At 37.1% G+C, this 12,678-nt stretch carries 9 protein-coding genes; 2 read left to right on the forward strand and 7 right to left on the reverse strand.

Annotated features, from left to right (window positions below):
- The first annotated feature begins 31 nt into the window (after positions 1-31).
- Together PX484_RS13530 and PX484_RS13535 are read left to right on the forward strand one after the other, a co-directional pair.
- The gene (locus tag PX484_RS13530; protein WP_002732356.1) at positions 32-148 is read left to right on the forward strand and encodes a photosystem II reaction center protein I; all 117 of its coding nucleotides are present in this window, start codon (positions 32-34) and stop codon (positions 146-148) included.
- A gap of 140 nt (positions 149-288) precedes the next feature.
- On the forward strand, positions 289-2,682 hold the full coding sequence (locus tag PX484_RS13535) for a DUF3769 domain-containing protein (protein WP_288104245.1): 2,394 nt from the start codon (positions 289-291) through the stop codon (positions 2,680-2,682).
- A 148-nt stretch (positions 2,683-2,830) separates the two neighbouring features.
- On the opposite strand, the gene PX484_RS13540 is transcribed toward PX484_RS13535, so the two are convergent.
- From PX484_RS13540 to PX484_RS13570, 7 genes are all read right to left on the reverse strand, one after another.
- Entirely contained in the window at positions 2,831-6,571 is a 3,741-nt protein-coding gene (locus PX484_RS13540) for a WD40 repeat domain-containing protein (protein WP_287765909.1), read from the reverse strand.
- A gap of 38 nt (positions 6,572-6,609) precedes the next feature.
- Entirely contained in the window at positions 6,610-7,158 is a 549-nt protein-coding gene (locus PX484_RS26050; RefSeq protein WP_002793844.1) for a Mov34/MPN/PAD-1 family protein, read from the reverse strand.
- 74 nt (positions 7,159-7,232) lie between these two features.
- Complete coding sequence (locus PX484_RS13550; RefSeq protein WP_287765912.1) at positions 7,233-7,829, reverse strand: hypothetical protein; 597 nt, start codon at positions 7,827-7,829, stop codon at positions 7,233-7,235.
- A gap of 24 nt (positions 7,830-7,853) precedes the next feature.
- The gene (locus PX484_RS13555) at positions 7,854-8,333 is read right to left on the reverse strand and encodes a hypothetical protein (protein ID WP_008195846.1); all 480 of its coding nucleotides are present in this window, start codon (positions 8,331-8,333) and stop codon (positions 7,854-7,856) included.
- 44 nt (positions 8,334-8,377) lie between these two features.
- Positions 8,378-9,997 (reverse strand): type IV secretory system conjugative DNA transfer family protein, encoded by a 1,620-nt coding sequence (locus PX484_RS13560; RefSeq protein ID WP_110543443.1) that lies wholly within the window; start codon positions 9,995-9,997, stop codon positions 8,378-8,380.
- A gap of 73 nt (positions 9,998-10,070) precedes the next feature.
- The gene (locus PX484_RS13565) at positions 10,071-10,340 is read right to left on the reverse strand and encodes a hypothetical protein (RefSeq protein ID WP_287765930.1); all 270 of its coding nucleotides are present in this window, start codon (positions 10,338-10,340) and stop codon (positions 10,071-10,073) included.
- Positions 10,341-10,420: 80 nt separating this feature from the next.
- Positions 10,421-12,589: an Hsp70 family protein gene (locus PX484_RS13570; RefSeq protein WP_287765932.1), complete on the reverse strand. Its 2,169-nt coding sequence runs from the start codon at positions 12,587-12,589 to the stop codon at positions 10,421-10,423.
- Between the last annotated feature and the right edge of the window lie 89 nt (positions 12,590-12,678).

Consider the following 12,678-nt stretch of genomic DNA (forward strand, 5'->3'; position numbering starts at 1 on the left):
ATTAATCTAGTCTAAGGAGAACGTCTTAGTAATGTTAACCCTAAAAATCGCCGTTTATATCGTTGTTTCCTTCTTTGTCTTACTTTTTATCTTTGGCTTCCTTTCTGGCGATCCTACCCGTAACCCCGGACGCAAAGACTTTGAGTAGAAGACAATTAACAAACCGGTTCTAGGGTAAAGGCACAGGGAACAAGTTATTAAACTTTCCCTGTCTCCCTAGAAATAATGATCATGGTAGTATCAATGAGGTTCGCTCGTCCTCTATTTTGATCGCCGACTCGTGCAGTCATGTCTTTTTTTATCTTAGCTGTTGAACCACCTGCCCTGATTAATACTGTAGCCGAACCGGAAACGGAGGAGCGCCAAGTTGCTGAAAATATTCCCACGTCTGTAGTTCCCCTCCCTGTCACCCCAGCACCTCTAGAGGCAAAAAAGCCTTCAGAAGAGAGCGTTTCTATTCCCCTCACCGTCACTCCACCCCCGGAAACCGTCGAGGTAAAACCCTTGGTTCCCGATCAGGGTATTCCCCTAAAACCTTTACCTAGTAGTGCGGGGGATGCGGCAGCTTTAGGAAAACCCCTTTCTGTTCGGAATTCTCCACCCCCCGCAGCCGTTGGTGTCACTATTCATCCCGAAACCGAGATAGTTTCAGGATTAAATCAAAAAGCTCTTAACCAGAAAAATGGCTTAACTCGGATATTAGTGCGGAAAAAAGGCGAAAAAACCAGCCAAGAATACTTGATTTCCCTCAATAACAGCCTAGATCAGGCCGCGAATCCAGAAGGGGAAAGACCCCTAGAATTAGTGGCCGATGAGCAGGAATTTGACCAAAATCGGCAGATTATCACCGCTAGAGGTAATGTCACCCTGCGTTTTGCCCAAAGTGTACTAACGGCCGATCGCTTACAGATTAATCTTCCCGAAAAGTTAGCGGTAGCGGAGGGCCAAGTGATCCTAACCCGGGGAGATCAAATCCTGCGCGGCGATCGCTTTGAATATTATTTCGTCCAGGATAGCGGTGTGGTATTTAATGCCAATGGGGAGATTTTTCAACCCAGCACCGCTAGGGATTTAGGACAAACGCTGCCCACGGATGTGGGTGCGGGGGCCAGCAGTTCTTTTGGAACCCTAACCGATCGTTTGGCATTAAATCAACCCTTGCAGAGAATCACTACGGGAGAGGGTTTTCAATTTGTCGTCGGGGGACAGGATCCCAGTCGGCGTGATCGACAGAATATTAGTAGTCCATCGGGGGGAACGATTAATCGTGTCCGTTTTCAGGCCGAGCGCTTGAATTTTGATGGTAAGGTGTGGAATGCCACTAATGTGCGTCTGACAAATGACCCTTTTTCCCCCCCTGAATTGGAAGTTCGGGCCAATTCCGCCACTTTTCGCAGTACCGGCCCTTTTACCGATGAGTTGCGGATGAGTAATTCCCAGTTGGTTTTCGATCAACGGGTAGTGGCCCCCACTTTTATTAATAGTCTTACTTTCGATCGCCGTCGTCGTCGTCCTTTTTTAATTGCCCCGGGCTATGATGGGGAGGATCGGGGCGGATTTTTCGTAGAAAGTCCCCTAACTTTAGTGGAGACACCGAAGACTATTTTTGAGTTGACACCGCAATATTTAATTCAAAAAGTCCTTAATCCCGATGCTTTTCCCTCAGCTAACCCCGGAGGTGGCGAAGTTTCGCCCCTTAGTCCGAAAGCTTTTGGTTTATTGGGCAATTTTGCCACTAATTTCGGTGAGCGCTCGTTTTTGCAAGCAACAGCCTCTTTTTCTAATTTAGATTTGGAACAGATCGAAAATAGTGTTCGTTCTAAGATTCGCTTTCAACAGACGATCGGACAGTTGCAGGATCCCTATCTGCTCAATGTGGAGTACAATTATCGCGAGCGTCTCTTTAACGGTTCTTTGGGTTTTCAGACGGTTAATAGCAGTTTTGGGGCAATTTTGACCTCACCTGTGATTGTCATCCCGAATACGGATATTAGACTCAGTTATCAAGCTTCTGTTCAGAATATTAACGCACCCACCGATCGCAGTAATCTCTTAGCGGCCAATGCAACGGATAATGTTACTAATTTAAGCCGTTTTCAGGGTGCTGTCTCCCTCAATCGCAGTTTTTTACTCTGGTCTGCCCTTACTTTACCACCGACTCCCGACCAAGGTTTAAGATTTTCTCCTCTTCCCGTTCAACCCTATATTGCTATTGTCACTGGTGTCACTGGTGTCACCAGTTATTACACTAATGGAGAGACGCAAAATTCCGTCACGGGAACCGTGGGATTATTAGGACAGTTTGGGCGTTTTTCCCGCAATTTTTTCGACTATACCGGGTTTAATCTCAGTTTTAGTCAGGGTTTGGTTAACGGACAATCACCCTTTTTCTTCGATCGCTTTGTTGATCAACAAACAATGTCCTACGGTATAAATCAACAGGTATATGGTCCGATTCGTGTGGGTTTTCAGAGTGTTTATAGTATCGATCAAGCGAAGGAAATCAGTACAGAATATTTTCTCGAATGGAGTCGTCGCACCTATAGTTTAATTTTGCGCTATAACCCGGTGTTGCAGTTGGGAATACTCAACATCCGCGTGTCGGATTTCAACTGGACAGGCAACCCCGGCTATTTTGAGGGCAGCGATGTCCGTCCAGTGGTGGATGGAGTAACCCGTTAAGACTACATGGGAATTATGAATTATGAATTATGAATTATGAATGATGAATTATGAATTATGAATTATGAAGTGGGGTGTGGGGTTTTAGGGATTTTCAGATCGGGATTACCTCTCATTGAGACTCCCTTGACTAACTTCTATCCTCTCTTCAACGTGACAGAAAAGCTCCTAAAATTTTCATGGTGTTGCTCGTTTCATAATTCAACCCTTCTACTCCCTTAATATTTGTTTGTTCATAAAGTCTAGGAGAGCGTAAAGTGTTCTGACATTCTCCTGTTTTTAGGTTCCAAAGTTTAATCATCTCGTCTTCACCTGCGCTGGCCAATGTGTTACCGTTGGGACTAAAACACACTGACCTGACACTTTTAGTATGTTCACACAGGAGTTGATGAAGTTGACCTGTTTCAACATCCCAAATTCGGATTGTTGCGTCATCCCCCCCACTTGCTAGTAACTTCCCATCGGGACTAAAAGCTACTGACCATACCCAAGACTTATGACCTTCAAAACTATTAATTAATCTACCATCTTTGACTTGCCAAACTTTGACCGTTTGATCATCACTTGAACTGGCTAATCGCTGACCGTCAGGACTAAAGACAACAGACCAAATTCTTCCTTGATGACCTTTAAAAGTCCGCAAAGATTGAGTCATATCATCTTCAATAGACCAGAGTTTAATAGTTCGATCTTCACTACCAGTTGCTATTAATTTTCCATCAAGACTAAAATTTACTGATAATACCCAGGCCTGATGTTCCTCAAAAGTTTTAAGACAAAATCCTCTCGGAACTGACCAAAGCTTAACAGAATTATCTCCACTACCACTTACCAGCATTTGACTATTAGGACTAAAAGCGATCGACCATACGCGCTTTTGATGTTCTGGGGAAAAAGTGTACTTTTCATCTGTCCTAATATCCCAAAGTTTGATGGTGTTATCGTGACTGGTACTAGCAATCAGTTGACCATTCGCACTAACTGCGACTTGATGCAATAAAACCCAATAATCTTTTTCTTGTAAAATTTTAATTACTTTGCCACTTTCCCCTGACCATAATCTAATCGTTTGATCTCCACTTCCACTTATCAATGTTTTTCCATCGGGACTAAAAGCTACTGAACAGATCCAGTCAGTATGACCATTAATCTGTTGAAGACATTTATGGTTTTTGATAGACCATAATCGGATCGATCGATCTATAGAACCACTCAAAATATATTGACTATCGGTGCTGAAAGTAATCGATGATAATCGATTGCCATATCCCCTAAAACATTGAAGACATTCTCTGGTTTTTACTGACCATAACCGCAGTGTAAAATCTTCACTCCCACTGGCTATATATTGACCGTCCGGACTAAAAGCAATTGACCAAATCCAGCTTTCGTGTCCTGTTAAAGTATCAATATTTTGATATTCTCCTTCTATAATAGACCATATTTTAATGGTTTTATCCCCACTTCCACTGGCTAGAAGTTGACCATCGGAACTAAAGGCAACTTGCCAAACCCAATCTTGGTGTCCTGTAAGAGTATGGAGACATTCTCCCGTGTCAACTGACCATATTTTGATGGTTTTATCAGCGCTCCCACTGGCTAAAAGTTGACCATTTGGATTAAAAGCAACACCACCTACTCGTTCTTGATGTCCTTCAAGGGTGTGGAGACATTCTCCTGTTTCAACTGACCATATTTTAATGGTTTTGTCCTCACTTCCTGTGGCTAAAAACTTACTATCAGCACTAAAAGTAACGGCTCTAATAGGAGCATAATGTTTTTGAGAAGGGTGGGGCAAAGAATGACAATTTATAGATATATCTGTTGTAATAGACCAAATTTTAACAATTCCGTCTTGTCCCCCACTTGCTAGTAACTGTCCCTCGGAATTTAAGGCTACTGACCACACCCAGCTTCCGTGAGCAGGAAAACTTTTGCTTAATTCTAATTTTCCGTCTTGTTTGACTTTCCAGAGGTAAATCATCCCATGACTGTCACCAGTTGCTAAAAGCTCTTCTCTTGGAAAAGAGCGATTAAACTGACTGCAAGAAATTGATAAAATACTGCCACAAGTTTGAGGAAAAATACAGTCAAAAAACTGTGAATAGGAAAAATCTACTTGGTTGAGTCTAATGTTTGAAAAATCGACTTGTCGAATAGGGATATGGGAAAAATCGTAGCCGATTAAATGACCATTTTTCAGTATATTAAGTAAGTTAATAATATTGCCAGCAATGCCGCCAATTTGTCCAGAAGGTTCATTTTTTAATGTCTTTAAACAATCAATTAGTTTGCTTTCTAGATTATTTTCTTGAAAATTATGAATTAAGTTCTTAATTATTGGGTGTAAAATAACATTAACTTGAATCTTTCTTAGATAATCAGGAACAGTGGTTTTAGTCAAGGAATTACTTTTTAATAATTGGAATTTTTGAGTTTTGATTTCTTCGGTTGCTATGGTAATAATTTTTTGAGTGAAATATTCAATCAGTAGAGGATGTATGGTAAAGTAGTCATCTTTTTTATCTAACAGAATTTTGCTAGATAATGATCTGATCCCTTCTTGGATACTTTTACCATCAGGTTCAATGATAATATTATGTTCTAGTTCCGACAAAGAAACTGGATTTCGATTAATCGCTAACTCAAAAATAATCGCTTTTTCTAAATTAGATAGTTGCTGAAAGTAAGAATTTAAAATAGACTCAATTTTTTTTATCAGAAGATTCCCTTTTAACAGAAAATCCGAGAGATTATTATGATGAACTCGTTGAATATGATGAGCGATAGATTTGATGAATAAAGGATTGCCGTGACAGACTTGTTGAATTAAAAATTGCCATTCATCCTCTGAACCATGAAAGGTGTCAATATCTCTCAAAATTTGCCGTCCAGTTTGATAGTCAAGTCCTTGTAACTCTCGGAAATAAGTTGAAGTTTTATTTCCCACTAACGATTCAAGTTCTTGAGGAATTTTTCGACTGGTTATAATTAAACAGCTATTGTGCTTTGACTGACCAATTGCTTGTAAAATTTCGCTATATTCTCGATAGTTTTCATGCTCAATAATCGCATCAATATTATCTAAAAATAATAAACAACGAGATTTAGCTAGTATCTTAATAAATTTTATCAGTTTTATTTTAAATTTATCTTCTGCCTTAAAACTAATATTCTGTGAAATAATATTACTTGTATTTTCCAGAAATTCTAGAGGTAAAGGGGGATTCAAAAAAGACCAATAGATAACACGGGGAAATTCCTCTTGAATTTGCTCAATCAGTTTACAGACAAGAGATGTTTTTCCGATTCCTGCTATTCCGAAAATTCCGATAATTTTACACGGGGGACTATTTTGAAAAAACTTTTGTTTTAATAATTCTAGTTCTTTTTCTCTACCATAAATCTGAGAAATATCAGGAATTAATCCGAAATTATCATAATTTATTTCTGTTTTAACTGATGAGTTTTCAAGATTGGGAAATTTACGCTTATCCCATTCTTCCTCAAATTTCCACAAATTTTCTTCTGTAAATGAACTCCAAAGGTTGAGGGTGAAGTGCCTTTGTCGTGATCCTTGAGGATTCGTGCGATGATCTGTAAGGATTCCCCAATCTTTTAAAACATCAAGAACATTTCTCATCTGAATTGTAGTGAGGGAAATAACTGATGTTTTTTTAGTACCAGCGTTGCAAAAATCTACCAAAACCTTTAATTCTGTTTTGACAATTAGTTTTGGGTGAGGTTTATCATATTTCAACCAGTTATAGATTATTTTATCTGACCAATAAGCTTGATCTACTAATTCACCGTTTACATACGTTAATAATCTTCTTAACAAAAGAGAAAGTTGTTCTTTAACTGTATCACTTGTATTTAGTCTTGGCATAATCTATGAAGATAATTTTTCTCATTATAGCTATATTTTCAATGTTGATTAATATTTTCTAAGGAATCTGGGAAGGATTTGAGGGTTAAAAATTTTTCTGGGATGAGGTGGTCGCCTACTTCTATAGGAATTTTAGTATATTGAGGGCGTGATAAAGAATCGGGTTCAATTAAAACATGGTACATCGTTAATCGGAAATCAGGGTCAAGATTAACTAGGGCAGAAATAGCTCCATCAGAATTTTGAGAAGCATATTTTTTATTTGTTATATCATCAGTTTGTGAAAAACAATCAAAACTACTAGGATGTCTATGCCAAAGTCCAAGAAGTTCTATAGGTTCCTGATAATATCTTCCTATTTTCTTAGATAAATGATTAATATACTCAGTATCATATTCAAAATAACCTGGTTGAAAAATAGGATGTATGCCTGGATCTAATGTTTCGAGAATATACCATATATTAACTGTTTTTATTCCCAAGAAAATTCCACCTGTTTCTGTTTTAGAGCTTTCATAGGTTTCGGCTACAATTGCTAAAAAGGCTCTCTCTGAAAAAATAGTTTGGAGTTTTAAGTAGTTTAACATTTTCATAATTTTGATTTGAAGATAAGAATAGTTTGGCTCTTAAATAAAATAACTTTAAATTCCTGATAAAACTATCATCTTTTTCTTTGAGAAAGACTTTTACTCTGGGTCAAAGTTGGTGAATTTTTCTTCTTATATTCGCTTGCATATTGACGTTTCCAAGTATCTATCTCTTGAGAACTTACATTTTTCCCTTTAGCCTTTTGCCATACTTTTATCGCTTTATTAGACTCCTCATGACTAACCTTTAGATTTCTCATGGTATCTTTTGCTTTATTTCCCTCAATTCCATGATCATTAAGGACTCCAAGCGCACGAGATTCTTTTTTATTCAGTTGAGTTAGTCTGGGTCCTTTTTCTGGAAACAGTGTTACCTCTCCATTTGTATCTTTTGCTCCTGCTCGATAAGTGCGACCATTATCTAAAGTAAATCGGCTTGTTTCCTGTCCTTTAACTTTGGTTGTGCTTCTTGTTGCTTCCCCATTTTTAATTCTTCTAATGTCGTCCTTAATCATCTCTTTATTGCCAACAGTATTCGTTTCGCCTGCATTTTTTAGATCCCGATAAGACGCGGTGTCATAATGTTTTGATTTAGGTTCATCTTTTAAATTACTTAACTTGGCTTTTCCGCCGCGTCCTACTAAAAATTCTTTGTCTTTTTCAGAACTCATAGTTATCCTCCAATTAGTATTATATTAATTTTGAATAGTATAGATATTGTCATCGATTTGGTCTAAATTAATATAAATTTTTTGAACGTTATTTGAAGTATCTTTAACCAAGAAATATAGGTCTTCTTCATAGTCTTCAAAAGGAGAGTTATCAGCTACCATACATTGACAATGAAAATAATCAGCAAACTTTTTAGCGATTGCTATTTCATCCCCAATTTTTCCGATAGATTGTTCGATTAAATCATTTTGAGGATAAAGTGAGAGTAAAATTTTAAAATCTCCTTGTATTGATTCTTTTTCGCAAAGAAGTTGTATATAGTCTGGCATCTCTATTGTTATATCTTGGGTAACACAAATATCTTTTTTAGATAGAGAGAATAGCTGAATACAAGCATCAATAATTTCATTATCAGATAGATTTTTTGAAATAAAAACATTAACAGGAAATAAGTTGTGATTGTGGGACGATTGGTTATTTAAAAAGCCTTTTGAGTTAAACATAATATTCTCCTAATGGTTTTGGGTTGTGTTAATGGAAAAAAAACTTACATAGATTGATGATAAGGATTATCGTCATACATTCCAGCAAAAAAGGGATCTAGAAAATAAGGAACTTTCTGAACAGGAATTGGGGGCTTTCCACGCATAAAGATAATCGCTTCATCGGGACTTAAACGAGTAACTTCATCGGGCATAATTAAAGGACGTGGGGTTTCAGAAACAGTTAATGCTGAAGAACGCCCTCTGGAATTAGATATAGAAAAACCAATAGGATTATTAGAAGCACCTGTGTTTCTTCCTTCATTGGTACTTAATACTCTAATCGTGGTTTTTCCAGCTTTTTTAGAGACATATTCTGAGGTTTTAATATCTTGTATGCCAAAATATTGCTGAATAACTGTATTGCCCAGAAAAGTTTCCCAACCTTTGTTATAAAGTTCTTCAAGTTGAGATAAGTTTTGCAGAATAATCCATAAGGTAACGCCATAACCTCTAAGGTAAGTAACCCCTTGAGAAATTAAGTCCATTTTACCTAAATTGGCGGCTTCATCAAGCATAAATAAGGTGGGATAAGTGGGTTTACCGGGCTTTTTAACCATTGCTCTAATACAAGAGCCAATCCAAACCCTTAATAAACGTGAATACATGGCTATTTCAGCCGCAGGTAAAACAAAGTAAATTGAAATTTTTCCATTTTTTAAATCCCAAATATTAAAACTGCTTTTGGCTAAGGAAGTGACAACAGGACGAGAATCAAGAAACTCAGTATGTTTTTCCATAGCAGAGAAAACACTCATGCGTTCTTCATCCGCCATTCTTTCGATCATCACTGCTGTTCGTGCAATTAATCCATCTGCTTCGGTGGCTGATTCCATTGTTTCTATAATCGTTTCCCACTTATCTGAAGAAGCCATAACAATATTTCTGACTTCTCCTAGATTACGTTTTCCTTTAGGAGAAAAGAAAGCAACAAACATAATAATTCCAGATAAAATAGCTCTGGCTTTGTCATCCCAGTGAGGGTCTTTTTCTTCTCCTGTGCGTAAAACTAATAAATCAGCTAAGATTTTGGCTTCATCGGCAAAATTAGGGTTAGAGGGATCGATTAAATCTAAGGGGTTAAATTGGGCTTTAGAGGCATTAGGACATACATTAAAAGGGTCAAGACAATAAACTTTATGTCCTATATCTTTTCGCGCTCTGGCAGTAATTTCATAGTTTTCTCCTTTGGGATCTGTAACCACAATCGGCCCAGGATAGGTAAGAAGATTCGGCACAACGGTACTGATCCCTTTACCCGAACCAGTTCCAGCAATTGTAATTAAATGTCCTTCAGGATTCCAGCGAATAAATTCTTGATTATTGGATAAAGATTTACCCAAAATTAATCCCACTGAACTATATAAATGAGCATCTTTAATTTCCCTATCTGTTGCCCAGTGAGCATTGCCTTGATCTTCGGGTTGCGCTCCAAATCCTAATGATTTACCTCTTTTTTTGAAACCTTGTAAATTGGGAGCAGAAAATCCTGAAGATCCTGAGAATAATCCATTAAATAACATAAAAGGTAACTGAATAATTGCTGCTAAAATTTGGAAAGTAATTTTTAGAGTAATTGTGATTAGTTGAACAGTGAGATTAAGAAATAAACTAATAAGGCTCATGATGGTGGTTAAGAAAATTCAAAGGTTTACCAAGAAAATAATGATCGTATAAGTAATAAAACTCCCGATTAGATTATTTACCACGTCCAGAAGAACGCTCATTTTCTTTTCCACGAATTTCTTCAGCTTTTCTTCTTGCTTGATTAGCTTTATTTTCTTTATCAGTTCCTTCCTCCATGGCTTTTCGATACTTAGAAGTATATTTAACGGATTCTGATGTCATTTGACCATGTTGTTGAGCTTTCTTATCATAAGCTTCAGCTTTTTTGAAGGATTCATTAGCTTGCTTTTCATATTTTTGAGCTTGTTTTTCATAATAGTCTGCATCTCGTTTGAAAACCATAGTTTCCTCTTTAATTGAATTGACAATAAGGTTTGAATCTACTAAAATTCGCTAAAATCGCTGACAATATTTAATTTTATTTACCAGAATTTCAGCCAATTATTTGATTTTTGATTTGGTTCAGGATTGATCGGCTCGGTTTCTTGCGGTTTGGTTGTTGTTTCTAAACGAATTTGTCCACCACTTTCTGTTAATTCTTGAGCAATAGTACTAAAGGTTTCAGTCAATTGGTTTAAATCCGTAAAGAAACTTAGATCATCTCGTGAAGAAATTTGTCTTAAAAATTCTTGATCAGCACCACCAAATCCAATGGCAATAATTTCTATCTCCATTTTATGACAAAGTTTAGCTGCTTTAATAGCTTGTTGCTGATTTGCCCAAACTCCGTCGGTCAAAATAATACCATATTTTAAATCTTTAGCCTTTCGTAAAATCCGACATATTTCATCAAAAGGATGAGCAGAATTGCCATAACCTGTGCGTCCTATGGATAAATTTTGAATACCATGATTAATTTTTCTGATATTTTGAGAACTATTAACAGTTGTTAAAGTTTTATCAGAAAATTCAATAATTCCAATAGATGTTGTAGTTAAATCACATTGAGTAACAAAACTTTTTGCCGCTTCAATTGCTTCATTTAGAGGCCTACCATTCATACTACCAGAAAGGTCAAACGCCATGTAAATATTCAAATGTTCTCGCACAACTGTTTCTTGAGGAGATTTAGTAAATCGATCATCTGGAACATCTAAGGGGACTGGTTCAATGGTTAAAGTCAAGGGTTTTTGGGTACTCCTTTCAACCGCAGAAACTTCAACAACACCACTCAAATTATAGGAATAAGTGATGTCAATAATTGCTAATCGCGACTTGACCATCGGAATGTCAGTAAAGACGTAATTTCCAAGATAAACACAACTCATAGGATCTAAGGTTTCCCCTTGTGTCATAAAGACTTCTAGTTTATTTTCTTCTCCTTTTTTGACTCGAAATTGATAGGGACGGGTTTGTTGGGAGGGAATCGGTTGATTTTTGGAAATAATAATACTATTAATATATTTATCTCCATTTTCACTAACAGCAATCATTCCTAAACTATGACTAATAACATCACTCGATTTTTTCACTCCTCCTAAGAGTAAAGTTTCAGTAGATTGAGTTTTTCCTGACAAAAATAATTGAGAATTTTTTTGTTGTTTTGCTTCTATATCTATTGCGGCTTGAATCGCTGCCCCTAATGCGACGGCTTCATCGGGATTCACTCCACTTAGAGGTGGTTTACCTGACATTTCTTCTACATATTCACGCACCATTGGCATTCTCGTAGAACCCCCCACTAAGACTGCTCCCTCAATATCTTTCCATGTTAAATTAGCTTCATCAAGGACAATATTTACTAACATTTGTGTTCTTTCGATTAAGTCTTTTGTTAATTGCTCAAATTGTTGACGGGTAATTTCATAACTAGCTTGATGTCCTCCGCCTTTAACCGATACTTTAACCGCTTGTTTTGTTGACAAGCTAATTTTAGTTTTTTCTGCTAAAATCATTAATTCATTAAAGTCTTCTCCCATTAATTCCACGCCAAAATCTTCTTCAAATTGGGTAGCGAGAAATTGTAAAATGCGATCATCCCAATCTTTTCCGCCTAAAATATGATCTCCGTCTGTAGCAATGACTCGAAGTTCATCTCCTGTAACTTCTACTAGAGAAACGTCAAATGTTCCACCTCCAAGGTCATAAACCAAAATTTTTGAATTATTTTGATTAGGGCGAACTCCATAAGCGATCGCAGCAGCGGTAGGTTCATTAATAATTCTAAGAATATTAAAGCCAGCTTTTTTCCCTGCTTCAATGGTAGCTTCACGCTGCATATTATTAAAATAAGCAGGAACAGTAATCACAGCATCGGTGACAGATTGACCTAAAAAATCTTCGGCACAGTGTTTAAGATAGGAGAGAACCATTGAAGATAGATCAATGGGGGTATATTCTTGATTATTCTCTAAATAAAGGGCGTGGGGATTGCCCATATCTCGCTTAAAAAAGGCATAAACTTGTTCATCTCCTAATGCTTGTTTTTCTTTGGCATCATCGCCAACAAGGGGCGGATTACTACCTAAATCAATAACGGAGGGAGTAATTCTTTTTCCTTGGTTATTAGGAATGACTTCCGGTTTGCCATCTTTAATATAAGCGACAACTGAAAAGGTAGTTCCGAGGTCAATACCAACAAAATTGTTCATGATTTTATTATTTTAGTTGTCAGGGTGAATACTTTATAAAAAGTGAGGAGAATGGAAAATAAATTATTCTCCATTCAGAAGGCAAAGGG

The organism is Microcystis sp. M49636_WE2 (assembly GCF_030065375.1).
Lineage (GTDB): Bacteria > Cyanobacteriota > Cyanobacteriia > Cyanobacteriales > Microcystaceae > Microcystis > Microcystis aeruginosa_C.